This window comes from Candidatus Villigracilis proximus, from assembly GCF_016717045.1.
GTDB classification, from domain to species: domain Bacteria; phylum Chloroflexota; class Anaerolineae; order Anaerolineales; family Villigracilaceae; genus Villigracilis; species Villigracilis proximus.
Window position 1 is genome coordinate 25,915 of the sequence record NZ_JADJUO010000027.1, and the last position, 19,134, is coordinate 45,048.

The 19,134-nt window shown below is 48.8% G+C and carries 19 protein-coding genes, 1 tRNA gene and 3 pseudogenes; 20 read left to right on the forward strand and 3 right to left on the reverse strand.

Translation table 11 applies throughout. The features are described 5' to 3' along the window. Positions 1–4 precede the first annotated feature (4 nt). The 7 genes and pseudogenes from IPL71_RS22380 (at position 5) to IPL71_RS22405 (ending at position 6,300) form a co-directional block, all read left to right on the forward strand. Complete coding sequence (locus IPL71_RS22380; RefSeq protein ID WP_345325477.1) at positions 5–1,108, forward strand: mannose-1-phosphate guanylyltransferase; 1,104 nt, start codon at positions 5–7, stop codon at positions 1,106–1,108. 243 nt (positions 1,109–1,351) lie between these two features. Further along, positions 1,352–1,453: pseudogene (locus IPL71_RS26265) on the forward strand (DUF5679 domain-containing protein); the annotation flags it as partial. A gap of 9 nt (positions 1,454–1,462) precedes the next feature. Then, on the forward strand, positions 1,463–3,646 hold the full coding sequence (topA, locus tag IPL71_RS22385; RefSeq protein ID WP_514130845.1) for a type I DNA topoisomerase: 2,184 nt from the start codon (positions 1,463–1,465) through the stop codon (positions 3,644–3,646). Between the two features lie 15 nt (positions 3,647–3,661). After that, the gene (locus IPL71_RS22390) at positions 3,662–3,841 is read left to right on the forward strand and encodes a hypothetical protein (RefSeq protein ID WP_345325480.1); all 180 of its coding nucleotides are present in this window, start codon (positions 3,662–3,664) and stop codon (positions 3,839–3,841) included. Then, positions 3,834–4,199 carry a hypothetical protein gene (locus IPL71_RS22395; RefSeq protein ID WP_345325482.1) on the forward strand — a complete coding sequence of 122 codons (366 nt, stop codon included), beginning with the start codon at positions 3,834–3,836 and terminating at the stop codon, positions 4,197–4,199. Before IPL71_RS22390 ends, IPL71_RS22395 begins: the two co-directional genes overlap by 8 nt. After that, positions 4,183–5,226, forward strand: coding sequence for a class I SAM-dependent methyltransferase (locus IPL71_RS22400; RefSeq protein WP_345325484.1), 1,044 nt, complete (start codon positions 4,183–4,185; stop codon positions 5,224–5,226). Before IPL71_RS22395 ends, IPL71_RS22400 begins: the two co-directional genes overlap by 17 nt. Positions 5,227–5,310: 84 nt before the next feature. Beyond that, positions 5,311–6,300: a hypothetical protein gene (locus tag IPL71_RS22405; RefSeq protein WP_345325486.1), complete on the forward strand. Its 990-nt coding sequence runs from the start codon at positions 5,311–5,313 to the stop codon at positions 6,298–6,300. A gap of 52 nt (positions 6,301–6,352) precedes the next feature. Here the strand turns inward: IPL71_RS22405 and greA are convergent, their stop codons facing one another. From greA to IPL71_RS22420, 3 genes are all read right to left on the reverse strand, one after another. After that, on the reverse strand, positions 6,353–6,817 hold the full coding sequence (gene greA, locus IPL71_RS22410; RefSeq protein WP_345325487.1) for a transcription elongation factor GreA: 465 nt from the start codon (positions 6,815–6,817) through the stop codon (positions 6,353–6,355). 85 nt (positions 6,818–6,902) lie between these two features. Next, positions 6,903–8,054 carry a deoxyguanosinetriphosphate triphosphohydrolase gene (locus IPL71_RS22415; protein WP_345325488.1) on the reverse strand — a complete coding sequence of 384 codons (1,152 nt, stop codon included), beginning with the start codon at positions 8,052–8,054 and terminating at the stop codon, positions 6,903–6,905. Between the two features lie 131 nt (positions 8,055–8,185). Next, positions 8,186–8,269 (reverse strand) — tRNA-Leu (locus tag IPL71_RS22420). Between the two features lie 201 nt (positions 8,270–8,470). On the opposite strand from IPL71_RS22420, the gene IPL71_RS22425 reads away from it, so the two are divergent. The 13 genes and pseudogenes from IPL71_RS22425 to IPL71_RS22490 form a co-directional block, all read left to right on the forward strand. Then, the gene (locus IPL71_RS22425; protein ID WP_345325489.1) at positions 8,471–8,854 is read left to right on the forward strand and encodes an OsmC family protein; all 384 of its coding nucleotides are present in this window, start codon (positions 8,471–8,473) and stop codon (positions 8,852–8,854) included. A 226-nt stretch (positions 8,855–9,080) separates the two neighbouring features. Then, complete coding sequence (locus IPL71_RS22430) at positions 9,081–9,692, forward strand: RNA polymerase sigma factor (RefSeq protein ID WP_345325491.1); 612 nt, start codon at positions 9,081–9,083, stop codon at positions 9,690–9,692. Beyond that, positions 9,685–9,954, forward strand: coding sequence for an anti-sigma factor family protein (locus IPL71_RS22435; RefSeq protein ID WP_345325493.1), 270 nt, complete (start codon positions 9,685–9,687; stop codon positions 9,952–9,954). Before IPL71_RS22430 ends, IPL71_RS22435 begins: the two co-directional genes overlap by 8 nt. Positions 9,955–10,078: 124 nt before the next feature. Then, a pseudogene (pdo, locus tag IPL71_RS26270) lies at positions 10,079–10,743 on the forward strand (protein disulfide oxidoreductase). A gap of 27 nt (positions 10,744–10,770) precedes the next feature. Then, positions 10,771–11,358 carry a TlpA family protein disulfide reductase gene (locus tag IPL71_RS22450; protein WP_345325499.1) on the forward strand — a complete coding sequence of 196 codons (588 nt, stop codon included), beginning with the start codon at positions 10,771–10,773 and terminating at the stop codon, positions 11,356–11,358. A gap of 298 nt (positions 11,359–11,656) precedes the next feature. Next, positions 11,657–11,998, forward strand: coding sequence for a hydrogenase maturation nickel metallochaperone HypA (gene hypA, locus IPL71_RS22455; RefSeq protein WP_345325500.1), 342 nt, complete (start codon positions 11,657–11,659; stop codon positions 11,996–11,998). A 119-nt stretch (positions 11,999–12,117) separates the two neighbouring features. After that, positions 12,118–12,774: a hydrogenase nickel incorporation protein HypB gene (hypB, locus tag IPL71_RS22460; protein WP_345325502.1), complete on the forward strand. Its 657-nt coding sequence runs from the start codon at positions 12,118–12,120 to the stop codon at positions 12,772–12,774. After that, positions 12,774–13,391: an acylphosphatase gene (locus IPL71_RS22465; RefSeq protein ID WP_345325503.1), complete on the forward strand. Its 618-nt coding sequence runs from the start codon at positions 12,774–12,776 to the stop codon at positions 13,389–13,391. The genes hypB and IPL71_RS22465 overlap by 1 nt, the downstream gene beginning before the upstream one ends. A 46-nt stretch (positions 13,392–13,437) precedes the next feature. Further along, complete coding sequence (gene hypF, locus IPL71_RS22470; protein ID WP_345325511.1) at positions 13,438–15,282, forward strand: carbamoyltransferase HypF; 1,845 nt, start codon at positions 13,438–13,440, stop codon at positions 15,280–15,282. Continuing rightward, positions 15,279–16,361, forward strand: coding sequence for a hydrogenase formation protein HypD (hypD, locus tag IPL71_RS22475; protein ID WP_345325505.1), 1,083 nt, complete (start codon positions 15,279–15,281; stop codon positions 16,359–16,361). The genes hypF and hypD overlap by 4 nt, the downstream gene beginning before the upstream one ends. Before the next feature lie 62 nt (positions 16,362–16,423). Continuing rightward, positions 16,424–17,489: pseudogene (hypE, locus tag IPL71_RS22480) on the forward strand (hydrogenase expression/formation protein HypE). A gap of 372 nt (positions 17,490–17,861) precedes the next feature. Beyond that, on the forward strand, positions 17,862–18,359 hold the full coding sequence (locus tag IPL71_RS22485; RefSeq protein WP_345325507.1) for a GAF domain-containing protein: 498 nt from the start codon (positions 17,862–17,864) through the stop codon (positions 18,357–18,359). Continuing rightward, a partial coding sequence (locus IPL71_RS22490) for a histidine kinase (RefSeq protein WP_345325509.1) occupies positions 18,347–19,134 on the forward strand: 788 nt, incomplete at its 3' end. The genes IPL71_RS22485 and IPL71_RS22490, both read left to right, overlap by 13 nt.

Sequence of the window (19,134 nt, forward strand, 5' to 3'; positions counted from 1 at the left end):
TATTATGTCAATAGGTAATGTTCACACATATGCTGTCATCATGGCGGGCGGCGGCGGCACTCGTCTTTGGCCTGTATCAAGAAAAGAAAGACCCAAGCAATTGCTTCCCTTATTGGGGCAGGAAACCTTATTTCAAAGCACCGTACAGCGCCTTGAAAATTTATTTCCGCCCGAACGTATTCTGGTCGTGACCGTTGAAGAGCAGGCGCGCGAAATGCGTTTGCAGGCTCCCGAGATTCCCGAAGAAAATTATCTGATCGAATCCGCGCCGCGCGGCACGGCATCTGTCGTTGGGCTGGCGGCCGCAGTACTGCACAAACGCGATAAGAATGCGTCCATGGCGATCCTGCCTTCAGATCATTTCATCCGCAATCGTGACCTCTTTCATTACCTGCTCAAAGCCGCCTTCGACGTAGCCGCGAATGGATACCTGGTCACGCTCGGCATCACGCCGACCCAGCCTTCAACCGCCTATGGCTATATTCAGCAAGGGGAGCCTTTGGATGGAAATTACAACTACCCGACCTACAAGGTAAAGAGCTTTAAAGAAAAGCCCGATGACCAAACCGCGCAAAAATTATTGCGTACCGGCGATCATTCATGGAACAGCGGAATGTTCATCTGGCGCGCCGATATCATCCTGAAAGAGATCGACCGTCAAATGCCTGATCTTGGCAGCGCATTGAAAAAGATATCCGCAGCCTGGGGCACTGACGAGCAGGCCGCTGTATTAAATGAAAATTGGACCGGTCTCAAGAACGAAACCGTGGATTATGGCGTGATGGAACATGCGGAGCGCGTAGCCATTCTGCCTGCCGGCGGCCTCGGCTGGAGCGATGTAGGTATGTGGTCTTCCTTATTCGAAGTGCTTTTGCCGGATATGAATGGTAATATTGCAACGAACAGCAGTCTGCATTTGGCACACGAAACGCATAACACACTCGTCTACGGCAGCAACAACGACCGTTTGATCGTCACCATCGGCGTGGATGACATGGTCATCATTGATGGGGGCGACGTTCTCATGGTCTGTAAGACCGACCAATCACAAAAAGTAAAAGACGTGGTCGTGCATTTGAAGAAACATCATCAAGAGAAATATCTGTAAAAATATGGAGTGCAGGAGCTTGCAGGACTGCCCTATTTATAAAATTCAGGACCAGTGGAGCGTGCTCCTGCACTCTTCACCTCTGCACGAAATCACCAAAATATGGGATCAAGTTCCCTGACCCCAAAAATTGGATTTGTAAAATTCGGGAATATTGCGTAGAATGCGTGTCCAGTGTGACAAAGAAACTGGTATTAAATGAAAGGCGCATTTTTGCGTGGAGGATAGATGGAAGCTTATTGTATGAAGTGCAAGGCCAAAAGAGAGATAACTGATCCCGTGGCAGGGTTTAATGCCAAAAGCTCCGCGGTCACCACGGGGACCTGCCCCGTTTGCGGTACGAGACTTTTCCGCATGGGCAAGACCGAAGCCCACGCCGACATGATCGCCCCGCCGCGCCCGGCGAAGGTTGTGGTGCGTGAAGGCAAATTGGTGATCGTCGAATCTCCGGCCAAAGCCAAAACTGTTGGACGTTTTCTCGGCAAGGGTTACACGGTCCGCGCTTCGGTGGGGCATGTGCGCGACTTGCTCAAGTCACAGTTATCTGTGGATGTCGAAAATAACTTCGAGCCGAAATATCGCGTGCCGAATGAAAAGAAGGAGATCGTCAAAGAGATCAAGAAACTGGCAGCCACTGCAGAAGAGATCTTTCTCGCAACAGATCCTGACCGTGAAGGTGAATCCATTTCGTGGCATTTGGCTGAAGCCGCCCAAATTGACATGGAGCGCACCAAGCGTGTGGTCTTCCATGAAATTACCGCGCCCGCAGTGGCCGAAGCGTTTTCGCATCCGCGCGAGATCAACATGGACCTGGTCAATGCCCAGCAGGCGCGCCGTGTGTTGGATCGTCTGGTCGGTTATAGCATCAGTCCCATTTTATGGGAGAAGGTCCGCGGACGTCTGTCAGCGGGGCGTGTGCAATCGGTGGCTCTCAGGCTGATCGTTGAGCGTGAACGCGAAATTGATGATTTCAAACCGGTTGAGTATTGGTCGATCCACGGTGAGTTTAAGCATGGGAGTTTGAAATCCTCCTTCCTTGCCAAACTGGCACGCATTGACGATAAAGAACCCGAGCTCAACAACGAAGCAGTTGTGAAACCCATCCTGATCGATATGGAAACCGCGGCGTATTCGGTGACCAAAGTAAAACGCGGCGAACGCAGACGCAAACCGTCCGCGCCGTTTACCACATCCACTTTGCAGCAGGAAGCATCGCGCAAACTTGGCTTCACTGCCAAGCGCACGATGGGTCTGGCGCAGGGATTATATGAAGGACAGGATGTGGGTGAGGGCGGCACGACCGGTTTGATCACCTACATGCGTACCGACTCGATGAATGTTTCCACCATCGCGCAAAATGAAGCGCGTCAGTATGTCACCGGCAAGTATGGCAATGACTATCTGCCGGCTGAGGCGCCGATCTATAAGACCAAATCCGCGGGCGCGCAGGAAGCGCATGAAGCCATTCGTCCGACCTCCGCGATGCGTGACCCTGAAAAAGTAAAAGAATATCTCGACCCTGCCATGTTCAAGTTATATCGTTTGATCTGGCAGCGCTTCGTCGCATCTCAAATGGAATCGGCTGTATTCGATACCTTACAGGTGGAAGTGACCGGCAAAACAAAAGAACATGAATATCTGATGCGTGCATCAGGCTCTGCGGTGAAATTCCCCGGCTTTTTGGTTGTCTATGAAGAAGCCAAAAATGAAGATGTCAAAACGGAAGAAGATGAAGAGAATGTAAAAATTCCTGTGGGCATTGCCGAAGGACAGGAACAGGAATTGGTACGGCTCATTCCCGAACAGCATTTCACTCAACCGCCTCCGCGTTTTTCAGAAGCCTCGCTGGTGCAGGCGCTTGAAGAGAACGGCATCGGCCGTCCTTCCACATATGCGCCGACCATTTCAACCATTCAACAACGCGGTTATGTCGAGCGCGTGGACAAGCGCCTCATCCCAACCGATACCGGTTTGCAAGTCAACGATCTGATGGTGGAATATTTCCCCGAAGTTGTGGACTTTAATTTCACCGCTCACATGGAAGAGGATCTTGATAAGGTCGCTTCTGGTGAAATGGTCTGGATGGATGCCATCCGCGAATTTTATACGCCCTTCTCTGAGAAAGTATTAAAGGCGCAAGCCGAAATGCCCGTCACCAAAAGCGGACCAGAACCCATTGGCCGCGCTTGCCCAACCTGCACGAAAGAATTGGTCATTCGTTACGGGCGCTTTGGAAAATTCATTTCATGCAGCGGTTTCCCTGATTGCCGTTATACCGAGCCGTGGTTGTTGAAGATCGGCGTGGCCTGCCCGACTGATGGCGGCGAATTGGTGGAGCGCAAGACCCGCAAGGGACGCACCTTCTTCGGTTGTGTCAATTATCCAAATTGTGATTTCACTTCATGGAAGAAACCGCTCGCTTTGCCCTGTCCCAAATGTAAGGGCATGCTGGTCATCGCCAATAAACGTGAAGCGCAATGTCTCAATTGTTCCGAGTCCTTCCTGTTGGAAGAGATCGTACCTGAAACTGTAGAATAGAAAGAGAAAAATAAAATGCATTTTTCACCGCTTTCATACCTCGACCCTGGCTCAGGGAGTTTGATTATCCAACTGGCGATCGCAGCCCTGTTGGGATTAGGCGTTGCGATCCGCGCTTCGTGGGGCAGCATTAAAAAGTTTTTTGGAGTAAAACAAAAATCAGAGGATGAGGACATCGATTCTGAAAATGTCTAACATCGAGCAGATTTCCGCTTCTTTTCGTGACCCGAGCGGGTTCCTGTTTACTGACAATGGAATCCTATACCGACAGATCAACCGCGCGTACTCAAACGATTACGCGCGGTTGATGGATTCCGGGCTGTACGATAAGTTGGTCAAGGCCGGGCTGCTGATTCCGCATGTTGAAACAGATCAGGCTCCGGCTGTGTCCGAAGCGGTTTTTAAAGTCATCCAGCCTGAGCGCGTGCCATTCATCTCCTATCCGTATGAATGGTCGTTCAGTCAATTGAAGGATGCCGCGCTGGCGACTCTGTCGATTCAAAAACGCGCCTTGAAATTGGATATGTCGTTGAAGGATGCCGAGCGCGTATAACATTCAATTTGTACGTGGCAAGGCGTGTTTGATCGATACACTTTCTTTTGAGGTTTATAAAGAGGGTCAGCCGTGGGTGGCGTATAAGCAGTTTTGTCAGCATTTTCTTGCGCCGCTGGCGTTGATGGCTTATCGTGATGTGCGCTTAAGTCAGCTGCTGCGGGTGTACATTGACGGCGTGCCGCTTGACCTCGCGAGTGAATTATTACCCGCGAAGACAAAGTTTAATTTTGGCCTGCTGACTCATGTCCACATTCATGCCGGTGCGCAAAAAAGATATTCAGATAAGGTTGTTGATGCGCGTGCGAGCACAAGCCGCATGAGCAGACAGGCCCTGATCGGTTTGATCGAAAGCCTTGAGAATACAGTTAAGAAATTAACCTGGAAGCCCGCCGGCACGGAGTGGGGCGATTATTACGAGAACACGAATTACACTGACTCTGCGTTTGAACACAAGAAACAGCTTGTGCATGAATGGGCCGCTGAAAAGCAGCCCGCGCTGGTTTGGGATCTGGGCGGGAATACTGGTGTCTTTAGTCGTGAAGCCGCATCCTCGGATGCGTTCACTGTTTCATTTGATATTGACCCCGCCGCAGTGGAACAAAATTATCGCACAGTAAGAACAAAAAAAGATCAGAATGTGTTGCCCCTGGTTTTGGATCTAACGAATCCCAGCCCCGCGTTGGGTTGGGACAACAATGAACGTGATTCATTCGGCGCACGCGGTCCCGTGGATATGGCACTCGCATTGGCGGTCATCCATCATCTGGCGATTTCCAATAATGTCCCGTTGCCGCAATTGGCAAATTTCTTTGCAGCACGCTGTAAGTGGCTGGTGATCGAGTTCGTGCCAAAATCTGATTCGCAGGTTCAAAAATTATTAACCTCTCGTGAAGATATTTTCCCCAATTACACCCGCGAAGGTTTTGAATCCGCGTTCTCTGCCTGCTTTACGATTCGCAAAAGCGAGTCAGTGCGCGACTCGGAGCGGACTCTCTATTTGCTGGAAAGAAAAAAATCATCATGAAACTGATAGTAAGATACCATCTCGCGCCATACTTGTTCGGTTATAATCAGTCTTAACAATTGTCACATTCAAGGAGCGTAGTATATGGATTTTATAGTCGCTTTTCTAAAAAAACTACCCTGGATATCGATCGGCCTGTTCGTTGGCGGTTTGGTTCTCGGGCTAACCTGGGGGTATGTGATCTCTCCTGTTGAATTTGTAGATGCAGATCCCTCGTACCTGCGTGCAGAGTTGCAGGAAGATTATATGCGCATGGCGATTGACTCCTATCGCCTTAATCAAGATCCCAACCTCGCTGTCCAGCGCTGGAAGGCTTTGGGTGTTGGTGCGCAGCAGGCATTTGGCGCGATTCAAGCCAACCCCAAAAATACTGATCCAGCCGTTGTTCAAAGCTATGGCGAGTTGATCACCAACGTACTTTCCGGTGAACCTATACCTGTTGAAAAAACCGGGCTTAGCATTGTTCAGACGGCTACTTTGGGAATTGGTGTTATCGTATTGCTTGGTGTGCTGGCTTATGGCGGTTTATATCTGTATCGTCTATTGGGCAATCGCGGCAGCGGTGAAGTGACTCCCACCATGCAAGCCGTAGAGATGAGCCGCAAGGCCGAGAAGACTAATTTTGAACAGTTGGGTCTTGCACCGCCGATCACGCAAACCATGACCACCTATGTGCTCGGTGATGACCTGTACGATGAATCATTCAGCATTGATACACAAGCTGGCGAATTCATGGGCGAATATGGTGTGGGCGTATCCGAAGCCATTGGCGTCGGTGATCCGAAGAAGGTCACTGCGCTTGAGTTCTGGCTGTTTGACAAGAATGACATTAAGACGGCCACCAAAGTATTGATGTCTCGCCATGCATTCAATGACCCCGGCATCCGCGCCCGCCTCGAACCTAAAGGTGAGCTGGTTCTGGTCGAGCCGCAGTCTCAGGTCCTGTTGGAAACTGCAACCCTGCAACTGCTCGCGACTGTGGTTGACCTCGAATACGGCAAGGGTCCACTGCCAGCAGATAGTTACTTTGAACGCATCACTCTTGAATTGGCCATCTGGCCGAGACAAGGATAGTAAACTTAAAACACCCGACCATTTTGGCCGGGTGTTTTTTTATTGTGATAAATTATTCAATTTTTATGATCTTGAATTTTAAGTTGCCGCCGGGGGTGTCTGCTTCGGCGATATCGCCGACCCTTTTATCCATCAACGCTTTCCCGATGGGAGACTCGTGCGATATTTTTCCATTGCGCGGATCTGCCTCAGTCGGACCGACAAGATGATAGGTTTCTGGGGGGAAGTCCTCTTCCTGAATGGTGACATGTGATCCAATGAAGATCACACCGCTGCTTTTTGTTTTTTCGATAATCACCGTATTGCGCAGGATCGCATCAATTTCCTGAATGCGGCCTTCGAGAAAGCCCTGATCCTCCTTGGCTTTATGGTAATCGGCATTTTCAGAAAGATCACCCATTTGAATCGCTGAGCGTAATCTTAAAGCCAGTTCTTCACGCTTTGGGCCTTTTAATTCATTTAATTCGGCTTGTAATTTTGCTTCCCCTTCGGGGGTGAGGTAGTTGGGTTGGGTCATGGTATTCCTCTTTGTTTATGATCGTGCTGAATATGGCAGTAAAAGGGGACGTATTATTTTCGTCCCCTTTTTATAACAAAACCAATTAAGGCTTTTCAAAGGGATTGAACAATTTCTTATGTTCTTCGATTGCATAGCGGTCGGTCATACCGGCAATGTAATTGCAGATCGTGCGCTCCAGCCCGCGCTTTTCGATGTAAAACTGGACGTGGTCCGGCAAAATGGCGGGTTCGGTGCGATAGGCCTGAAACAGGTCTGAGATGATATGTTCGGCCTTAACCTGCATCCGCACCACGCGATAGTGACGGTAAAGCTTGGTGTATAACAGGTCTTTTAATTCCCGGTTGCGGCGTTGCATTTCTTCACTATAACCGATGATATTGTGTTTCAGCTTTTGAATATCTTGTGTCGTTTTTACTTTTGTGTCTTTTATGCGCACTTCTGTGGCTTGCAGCATGTCGGTGACCATTAAGCCGACAAGGTGACGGATCATGCGGTGGCGTTCCATTTCACTCAGCAGGGGGCCGCGCCAGTTGTAGGTCTCACGCAGAATTTCCCAGAGTGCCACACCTTCGAGAATTTGGGTGTTGATCATGCCAGAGCGCAGGCCGTCGTCCAGATCATGCGTGGTGTAGGCCAGTTCGTCGGCGACATTTGCGATCTGGGTTTCCAGGTTGCCGCGTAATTCAGGGCTGTAATCACGCGCGTCTGAGATGTCATATTCTGATTCGTGCTTGACCATTCCCTCGCGGACTTCCCATGTCAGGTTTAGCCCGGGAAACTCAGGATAGCGTTCTTCCAGCTCGGTGACGATCCGCAGGGATTGTTTGTTGTGGTCAAATCCGCCAAAGTCTTTCATCAGTCTGGCGAGGGCGATCTCGCCGGAATGCCCAAAGGGAGAGTGACCGAGATCGTGAGCAAGGCAGACCGTTTCGACAAGGTCTTCGTTCGCACCCAAGGCACGGGCCAATGTCCGGCCGATTTGAGCAACTTCCAGTGTGTGGGTGAGGCGGGTACGGAAGTAGTCGCCTTCAAAATTGATGAAGACCTGAGTCTTATATTCCAATCTGCGAAAGGCAGTGGTGTGCAGAATGCGGTCACGGTCACGTTGAAAAGAGGTGCGGTAATCCGGTTCGCTATCCAGATAGGCACGTCCTTTTGAGTCTTTGCTGCGCATTCCATAGGAAGCAAGACTTTTATCTTCGATCTCTTCAAGTTGCTGACGATTAAAGAACATGTTTGCCTTTGTTGGGTGCCGCACAAATGATCTTGGATCTATCCATGAATTTCGCAGGGTGTGTGCCAGCTTTAGACGAAACTGTCATTGCGCGCTTGGAGTTTTCTCAAGTTCTACGCAATGACATTTTGTGGGGCGAGAGGGGGTCGAACCCTCACAGTATCACTACCGACGGATTTTAAGTCCGTTGCGTCTGCCGATTCCGCCATCGCCCCAGTAGCAATGATTTTACTATAAATTCCCGAAAAAAATAACTCGCCCTGGGATAAAGAGGCGAATTAAAGAATTTTTCAGAACGACGTTTTTATTTTATGCGTGGAGATATGGATTGTCAAGCAAAACCCGGTGCATCAAGTGTAACTTTTTTTGATTTGCTGCATCCAATCATTATCTTATAAATAGGAGCATTAAATAGCATGGAAATGATCATTGACTTCCCCGGCGGGTCTCGTGTGGATGCGCATTTTGGACAGCATACAGTAGCCACCGACCAGCCCCCAGTAGCGAGCGCACCAACCCCGTTTGCTTTGTTTCTTTCTTCGATCGGTACCTGTGCCGGTATTTATGTGTTGGGGTTTTGTCAGCAAAGAAACCTTCCAACCGATGGAATTCGCATTATTCAGCGCATCCATAGCAGCCCAATGAACGGTATGGTTGAAAAAATAGACCTGGAGATTCAGGTTCCGGCGGAATTTCCAGAAAAATATCGCGGATCGTTGATTCATTCTGCCGAATTGTGCGCTGTAAAAAAGCATCTCGAAAAACCGCCAAAATTTGAAGTGACAACCAAAGTTGTATAACCTGCGGGTTGATTTGTAGTATAAAAATAATTCTCCATCATACAAAAATATTTTGGGCGCAGAAAATGCGGCTTTTCGCCGATAAGAAGAAAAGATCCGCGTTTTCTGCGCGAAGCGATCAGTGTCTCGATTCTTAAAATGTATGGTGAGAAAAAAATAATTAAATTGTCGTCTTGTGTTCGGCTATCGTGTATACTCATTGAATATTAATCCCTGGATAAAGACAATGATTGACACAACAGCACAAGACGACCTCTCCATACCTGCCCTGCGAAGCGGTGACCGCGCCGAATTTGCGCGTTTGGTGGATGCGTATTCCGCGCCGATCTATCGTTTGGGATTGCGGATGCTTGGAAATGAACAGGATGCCGAAGATGTTCTTCAAAATACATTTATCAACGCGTTGACTCACCTTTCAAGTTTTGAAGGACGTTCCAGCATTCTCACCTGGCTGTATCGAATTGCGGTGAATGAGGCTTTAATGAGCTTGCGCCGTGGACGGCCTGAAATCAGCATTGATGATTTTAATTCAAGCGAAGACGATGATCATTTTCATCCCTCCCAGTTCGTAGATTGGGGCGCTTTGCCGGAAGATGAATTACTTTCAAATGAAGGAAAGCAGGCGTTGGAAACAGCAATTCAAAATTTACCGGAAAATCTGCGCATGGTCTTTTTGCTGCGTGATATTCAAGGTTTGTCTATAAAAGATACGGCTGACACACTGGAGATTACAGAATCCAATGTGAAGATACGTCTCCTTCGGGCGCGTTTGTCTTTGCGTGAGCAACTGTCTTTTTATTATGGCGAGCGGATTAATCAGGAGAAAACAAATGACTGAATCCACCCATTCCAACTGCGCGTCTTTGCTGGGCTCGCTTTCTGATTATATTGACGGTGAATTGGGCGCGGAATTGTGCCGTCAGATCGAGAAGCATATTGCCGAATGTGAAGACTGCCGCATCGTTGTGGATACCACACGCAAGACAATTGACCTCGTTCACGCTTCAAACTCCCTGCAAGCGGATCTGCCAGCCGATGTGCGTGACCGTCTCTTCAAGCGCCTTAAACTTGATGATTATTTGAAGCCATCTTCCAAATAACCGGGACTCAGTTGTATCTTTTTTGTCCGCCTGCATCCAATATACATAAATAAAAAACTGTCCTCTGTCTGAAGCCGACCGTGTGCAATGACTGGAGAGACAAACTAGGAGTGTAAGAAAGATAATGGAAAAACTTCTCAATGAGCAAGTTGTAAGCCAAATTAGTCAGACTTTTGCGCAAATGAAAGAACCGGTGCAACTGCTTTTTTCGGGACACAGGAAAATTGCGAATACTGCACAGACACCCGTCAACTGCTGGAAGAAGTAGCTGCAATTAATGAAAAAGTTAAACTTAGCGTATATGATCTGCACGACAATGCAGATATGGCGCATAAGTTTAATGTTGATAAAGTGCCCGCAATCGTGATCGCCGCCAGAGATGGAGATGAAATTATTGATCTTGGCGTTCAATATTCCGGAATTCCCGCCGGACATGAATTCGGCACGCTGATTAATGATATTGTGCTTGTTTCCGGGCGCGACTCAGGGTTGAGTGAAGAGGTGCGTGCGTTCTTGAAAAACCTTGAGAAGCCGCTGCACTTACAGGTGTTTGTTACACCCACCTGACCCCATTGTCCGCGAGCCGTGCTGCTCGCACACCAAATGGCAATGGAAAACCCTGGGATGATCCGCGCAGAAGGGGTGGAAGCGACAGAGTTCCCTGATCTGGCGAATCAATTCAACGTTAGGGGTGTTCCGCAGACCGTCATCAATGCTGGAGCCGGGTCAGTTGTTGGAGCTGTCCCCGAAAAGAATTTACTCGCTGAGATTATGCGCGTGTTCAATTAATGGAACTCTAAAAAATACAGGATTAAGATGACAAAGAAAAATCCTCGTCGCAGAAAAAAGAATACTAATGTCAGCCAGCAATTTGTACTGGGGGTGGGCGTAATTCTGATTGGGGTGGCTGCAGCTTTTATATTTTTAGGAAAAAAAGAGAGTGTTGAACCGCCGTCCGCTTCCCTGTCTGTAATTCCAATGGAAGTGAATTACCCTGCGCCTCAACTGTCACTTCAAAATATTAATGGGAAGACCGAGTCGTTGGAAGATTTTCGCGATCAAGTAGTTCTGGTTAATAATTGGGCTACCTGGTGTCCGCCTTGTAAGGCCGAAATTCCCACTCTCGAAGCCTATTACAAGGCGCACAGCGAGGAAGGCTTTGTCATTATCGGCATTGAAGCTGGTGAGTCTCAGAGTGATGTATTGAAGTTTGTGCAGGGAAGTGAGATTACTTACCCGATTTGGTTCGATCTTGAGAATGCGGCATTGAGCGCGTTTAAGAATTCCGGGCTTCCCAATTCCTATGTAATCGATCGCGAAGGCATTGTCCGGCTGGCCTGGGTGGGTGAGATCAACCGTGAAATACTTGAAAAATATGTGACACCCCTGGTGTTGGAAAATTAAATTGAATTTTGAAACGCAAAAAGAGAGAACCATTTTTTAGTTTTCTCTTTTTGCTATTATGTGTTTTGTGCAAAAAGCCCTTCCCTGGATTTTTTGAGGATGTTTTTTTAAGAAGGGAGTTTATCTTTTGTTGAGAAATACTGTGAGACAGTTTGTCGCAGAGTAATTGAACTCAGTTTATTTTTTTGAAACCCGGTCATAAATGGTAAACTCTATGAGAGTGTTTAATGGCTTTGTTGCCAAAGCCAGACCTATTAAATAATCTCTACATCCTGAGAATCAAAATAGATAAATCGCCATGCATGAATTATCCATCACAGAGTCTATATTAAAGATCGCGCTTGACCATGCCGAAAAAGCAAAAGCCAGACGCATCACTGATCTGCATATCGTCATGGGCGAACTTGCCAGCATGGTGGATGACTCGATCCAGTTTTACTGGGAGATCATCGCCAAAGATACAATTGCTGAAAAAGCAACTCTTCATTTTCGTCGTGTGGCTGCCGAATTGCAATGTATGACCTGCTTCGAGAAATATCATCCAACCGATAAAGAACTGGTCTGTCCAAAGTGCCATGGCGTTGACGCAAAGATCATCAAAGGCGAAGAGTTTGCGTTGGAGTCAATTGATGTAGAATAAAAAATACACAGACAGCTAGACACATAAACCAATACATACTTTGAAACATCCACACGGGGGGGGTGGTAGTTAGACAAACATAAAAGCCCGTGTTCATCCTTTCCCTTTTCGGAGTTCCCATGCCCCAAAATATTCCCATAGTAGAAAACATTATGAATGCCAATGACAAACTGGCGCAGAGCAACCGTGCGCGTATTGATGCAGCGGGAGTCTTTTCCATCAACATTCTTGCCTCACCAGGTGCAGGCAAGACTTCGCTGATTGAAAAGACCCTTCCTCTTCTTAAAGGAAAACTGCGCGTGGCAGCCATTGATGGCGATATCGCCACCTCAATTGACGCAGACCGTGCCGCAGCGGCGGGTGCTGGTGCAGCCATTCAAATTAACACCGGCGGAGATTGTCACCTTGATGCAGTTATGCTGCATGGTGCGCTCGAGCAAATCGACCTGACACAGTTCGATTTGCTCATCGTCGAAAATGTCGGCAACCTCGTCTGCCCCGCCAACTTCAAACTTGGCACACACAAAACCGTCCTCGTGGCATCTGTCCCTGAAGGCGACGACAAGCCTTATAAATATCCCGGCACCTATCGCGGCGTGGATGCGCTGGTCATCAACAAAATCGACCTGCTGCCCTACGTCAACTTCCGCATGGATTATTTCCAGCAAGGCGTGCAAGTCCTCAACCCGGGCGTCACCACTTTCCCGATCTCCTGCACCACAGGCGAAGGCCTCGATGCATGGGTCGAGTGGTTGATCCAAAACTCAAAAAAATAATGCAAGGATTGCGCGTTGATATCACAGGCATTGTGCAAGGGGTCGGTTTCCGACCCTTTGTTTACAATCTTGCCACGCGCCTCGAACTCAAAGGCTGGGTGAAAAATACATCCGCAGGTGTTGAAATCGAAGTGGATGGGAATCACGACACTTTGGATTTATTCATCCAAAAATTACGGGACGAAGCCCCGGCACTTTCCTCCATAGATGGATTCTCCGCATCTTTCCGCCCTGCCAACGGATTCAGTTCCTTCGACATTCGCCACTCTGAATCAGTAGACGGCGCCTTCCAGCCCATCTCACCAGACGTATCCATCTGCCCCGACTGCCTGCGCGAACTCTTTGACCCCAACGACCGCCGCTATCATTATCCTTTCATCAACTGCACCAACTGCGGACCGCGCTTCACCATCATCAAAGATATCCCCTACGACAGACCGAAGACAACCATGGCGGGTTTTCCTTTATGCCCTGATTGTGAACGCGAATACACTGACCCGACGAATCGTAGATTCCATGCGCAGCCTGTAGCGTGCCCGGTATGCGGGCCGAAGGTGTGGCTAATTATGGAGTCCGACAGCTTGCTGAAAGCAAGTTGGCGATCTCGCACTCCATAATGAAGATGCCCTTGTCGAAACCCGTTGTCTGCTATCTGAAGGAAAAATCCTCGCGATCAAAGGTCTCGGCGGATTTCATCTTGCGTGCGATGCGACCAATGCTGCATCTATTACTGAACTCCGCAATCGCAAACTACGCGTGGACAAGCCTTTCGCCTTAATGATGCCTGATATCGAAACCATTGAACAGCATTGTTTTGTGAATGATGCCGAACGTGAGTTATTGCAATCTGCGGCACGCCCGATTGTTTTGTTGAAAAAGAAACCAGAATCAACCATCGTGGAAGAAGTTTCGCCGAAACAAGATTGGCTCGGCGTAATGCTTCCGTATACGCCGCTTCATTATTTACTGTTCACTGACCACTACCCGCTATTCACTGCTCTTGTTTTTACCAGCGGTAATCTCTCTGAAGAACCGATTGCTACAGACAATGACGAAGCCCGCGAAAGACTCTCCAGGCTGGCTGATGCCTTTCTGATGCACGACCGTGATATTCATATTCGTTGTGATGATTCAGTTGTGAGAGTGTTTGACGACGAGTCATTGTCCGCGGCCCATCGTCCATCGTCCATTTATCCGCTGCGCCGTTCTCGCGGCTATGCTCCTTTTCCTGTCAAACTTCTTTTCGATGTGCCGCAAATATTGGCGGTTGGCTCGGAATTAAAAAATACATTTTGTATAACAAATAAGAATTATGCTTTTCTCAGTCACCACATAGGGGATATGGAAAACTATGAAACACTGAAATCCTTTGAGCAGGGTGTGGAGCATTTCGAGAAATTGTTCCGCGTGAAGCCTGAAGCCATTGCTTATGACCTTCATCCAAATTATTTGGCCACGCGTTATGCGCTCGAACGCGCTGAGCATGAAAACCTTCCGGCTTTTGGTGTGCAGCATCATCATGCGCACATTGCCGCTTGCATGGCAGAGCATGGACTCGACGGCTCGCGTCCTGTGATCGGTGTCTCATTTGACGGGACAGGTTACGGTGATGACGGCGCAATTTGGGGCGGTGAAATTTTGATCGCAGATTACAGATCGTATCAGCGGGCGTTTCATCTGGAATATTTCCCGTTGCCGGGTGGAGATGCGGCGATCAAAAAACCCGCCCGCACTGCGCTGGCTTTGTTATGGTCGCTCGGGTTGGAATGGGATGAGCGGCTTGATTCGGTGGCTGAATTTCGTGCCGAAGATCGGGTTGTGTTGCACGCACAATTGGAAAGAAAAATCAATACACCGATGACTTCTTCAATGGGGCGTTTGTTCGATGCGGCGGCTGCGTTGGCGGGTGTGCGGCAGAAAGTTAATTATGAAGGACAGGCGGCGATTGAGTTTGAGGCGTTGGTGGATGAAACCGAAAGGGAGAAATATTCCTTCGGACTGAATCAGGATAAGGTTCAGATAGGAAGCGTGGTTGAGGCGTTGGTCAGGGATGTGATGGCGGGAGTCCACACCTCAAAAATATCTGCTCGATTCCATAATGGGCTGGCTGAGTCGGTGCGGGAAATTTGCTTGAAAATTAAATCTGAAAAGGGAATTAATGAAGTGGTTTTGTCGGGCGGAGTCTGGCAGAATATCACCTTATTAGGACGTACTTTGTCACTATTAAGAAATGATGGTTTCAAAGTATACATACATCATGAAGTGCCGACAAATGACGGCGGGTTGTCCGAAAAAGGCGGGTTGCATATGGCGCGAGTGGATTTCGGCGGGATCTTCCGCGAAGCCTGTTTGGATTATGTGCCTGAAGCAACGGTTGGCGAGTATTGCATTATCCATGTGGGTTTTGCGATCAGCGTGTTGAGTGAATCAGAAGCGATGGAAACATTGGATTTGTTGCGGCAGATCGGGGCGATCGAGGAAGAATTGGGGCCTGAGCCAACACCATGAAGTATGTGACCGAATACCGTGATGCGGCGTTGGTGAAAAATGTGATCGAAGAAATCCGCCGCACAGTGACTCGCCCGTGGACATTGATGGAAATTTGCGGCGGACAGACTCATGCGATTGTGCGTCATGGCATTGACCAGTTGCTGCCACCTGAAATCGAATTGGTGCATGGCCCTGGCTGTCCTGTGTGTGTGACTCCGCTGGAGTTGATCGACAAGGCGCTGGCGATTGCTTCACAGCCAAATGTGATCTTCTGCTCGTATGGCGATATGCTGCGCGTGCCCGGTTCTGGTCGCGATCTGTTTTCTGTGAAGGCGCAGGGTGGGGACGTGCGCGTGGTTTATTCTCCACTGGATGCAGTGACGCTGGCGGAGAAACATCCTGATAAACAGGTTGTCTTTTTTGCCATCGGGTTTGAGACCACTGCGCCGCCAAATGTGATGAGTGTGATCCACGCCCAACGACTCGGGTTGAAAAATTTTTCTGTACTGGTTTCGCATGTGCGTGTTCCGCCTGCCATGAAAGCGATTTTGGGTTCGCCGCATAATCGTGTGCAGGGATTTTTGCTGGCGGGTCATGTCAATGCGGTGATGGGCTATCATGAATATCCGCCGCTGTTGGAGGAATTCCAGATCCCGATGGTGGTGACAGGTTTTGAGCCGCTCGACATTGTGCAGGGAATTTTGACCACTGTGCAATTGCTTGAAGCAGGAAAAATTGAAATTGCAAATGCTTATCAACGCGCAGTAACTTTTGAAGGACTAAAACCTGCACAGGATGCAATTCATAAGATATTTATGGAATGTGACCGCACCTGGCGCGGCATTGGCATGATTCCCATGAGCGGCTGGTGTCTGCGGCCTGAGTTTGATGAATTCAATGCTGAGAAGAGATTCAATGTGGGCGATATCCATACGAAAGAATCTTCGTTGTGTATTGCGGGTCAAATTTTGCAGGGATTGAAGAAGCCGCATGATTGTCCCGCGTTTGGCAAGGAATGCACGACTGAAAATCCGCTCGGCGCGACGATGGTTTCGTCTGAGGGTGCGTGTGCGGCGTACTACAAATATGGGAGATAGGTAATTGGAGATTGGTAATTACCAATCTCCAATTACCTATTACCAGTTACTCTTGAGGTTTTATGACTAACGAAACAATAAACATCGAAGGCGCGGTTTGTACACCGCCATTGCCGCATGGTGAGCAAATTGTGATGGGGCATGGCGCGGGCGGACGCATGAGTCACCAGTTGATTCAAAAGGCGTTCATGTCTGCGTTTGATAACCCTGCTTTGCGTGCGGGGGATGATGCGGCGCAGCTTGAGTCAAATTTGCATTGCAAAACTTTCCATTAGTACCGATGCGCATGTGGTCTTTCCGCTGTTTTTCCCCGGCGGAGATATTGGCAAATTGGCGGTCTGCGGCACGGTTAATGATGTGGCGATGCTTGGCGCGAAACCGCTCTACCTGACGGCGGGATTCATCCTTGAAGAAGGTCTGCCGATGGAAACGCTCAAACAGGTGGTGGCTTCGATGAGAGCCGCTGCGGATGAGGCGGGCGTACAAATTGTGGCGGGCGATACAAAGGTTGTGCAAAAAGGAAAAGCTGACGGGCTTTACATCACCACTGCTGGTGTGGGTGTAGTGCGCGAGGGAGTCAACATCAGCGGGGCTAATGCCAAAGTTGGAGATGTGGTCATTTTGTCGGGTTCGATTGGCGACCACGGTATTGCGGTTCTAGGCGCACGCGGTGAATTGGGTTTTGAATCCACACTTCAAAGTGATGTGGCTCCACTCAATCATTTGATTGAGGCGATGCTGGATGTCAGCAATAACGTCCACGTTTTGCGTGATCCCACGCGCGGCGGATTGGCGACGACATTAAATGAAATTGCAGCGCAATCCAATGTTGGAATTTCACTGAATGAGCAAGCCATTCCTGTTCACCCTGAAGTCAATGCTGCGTGTGAAATGCTGGGCTTTGATGCTCTGTATGTTGCCAATGAAGGTAAATTGGTTGCCGTTGTTGCAAAAGAAGATGCCGGTAAAATTCTGGCTGTGATGAAGCAGACTCGCTATGGCGAAGGCGCGGTCATCATCGGAGAAGTCACCGCCGAGCCGCGCGGACGTGTCTTGCTCAAGACCGCGCTGGGCAGTACCCGCATTGTGGATATGCTGGCTGGCGAGATGTTGCCAAGAATTTGTTGATGACTGACTGGAAAAGACTTCGCCATTGAGATGTGAAGTGACCAGGAAAAGAGAAATAGTCCAATCGCAGACAAGCCGCGTACATAGTGATAAAGTTGGGGGTGATTGGAGTTAAGTAACACAGGACATAAGTAGAGTGTTTTTTCACTTACTCTTATGGGTTTTTTATAAGGACTCAAATCTGATTGTTCTTAAAAAATTTCGTTTATAATTTGAACAAAAGCATGTATTTTTTATTGATAACCTAAAAAATTGGATCAAACTTTTCCCTCTTCCCCTTTTTCAAAACCAAATCTTGCTGATGCCATCCGCCAGGTTGACATCTTACAGCGCGTCATTGTATCGATCAGCAGCGGCTTGACCCTGGAGCCCTTGCTGTCAAAAATCCTGGATGGCGCTATCGTTCTCACGCGGGCGACGCATGGGACGATCGGTTTGGTCGTTGATTTGGCGGAGGGACCGGTGATTCGGACGGTGGCAACCTACAATATGCCTGATGGAGAGCTGGGGGCTGAAATGGCATCCGGGGTTGGGTTGGCTGGTTGTGTGCTGAAAGAAGACAGAACGATTCGGCTGGATCGATATGGCGATCTTGACTATCCAACACTGCCTGAACTTGCCGAGCATTCCGTCCTTGGCGTGCCGATCCGCTGGGGGGAAAAGATGATCGGTTTCTTTGGCATTGGCGCCGCAGCATCGCACCATTTCAACGAATGGGATGCGGAGACTTTGGAACTTTTGGCAAGTATGCGGCAATCGCCATTCACAACGCAAATCTATTTGAGACAAGCGAACAGGCGCTGGGGGAACTTCGTTTACTATATGCCACAAGTCAGCGTATCAGTCTGGCTGGCAACGTGGATGAAGTAATCTCGGCATACCTTGATCAGGTTGCTGAGCATGGACGGTATATTTGTAATGTTTGTCTCTATGAATTTGATGCTCAAGATCAGCGGGTTGCCGTGATCATTCGCGGGCGTTGGAATCCAGAGGAAGGCTCGCAGCAGCTTGAAGAACGTATTCCATATTCGTATGATGATCTTGATGCTCTGCTGGATGATGGACAGACTGTAACCATTAGCGATGTGCGCACAGATTCGCGTGTCACCACGCATTTACGTGAAATGCAGGAAGAGTCAGGGCGTCCGGCACTGGCGATGTGTCCGTTAATGGTTCGTGGACGGCGTATTGGAGTGGTGGTACTTAGCTACCCGGGTATTCATAAGTGGACTGAAGTTAGTTTGTGGCCTTATCAAGCTACGGCAGCCCAATTGGCCACTGCCATTGACAGTCGTATGCAACAAGGGTTGTTGTATGAACGTGTTCAGCAATTGGCTGTATTGCAGGAACGTCAACGGCTGGCTCGTGAGCTGCATGATTCGGTAACGCAATTGATTTTCAGCACCACGCTCATTGCTCAATCGATTACTCCAGCCTGGAAACGTGATCCACTTGAAGGTCAGCTTCGTGTCGACCGTCTGCTTGAATTGAGTCAGACAGCGTTACGTGAGATGCGTTCCCTGCTCTTTGAGTTGAATATTGGAGAAGATAAAAAGATCGATGGCGCATCCCCGTTGACTGGATTGGAGCGGGTAAATCGGCATGGTTTGCTGGAAGCGTTGCATTTATTGGCAGGTGATTTTCC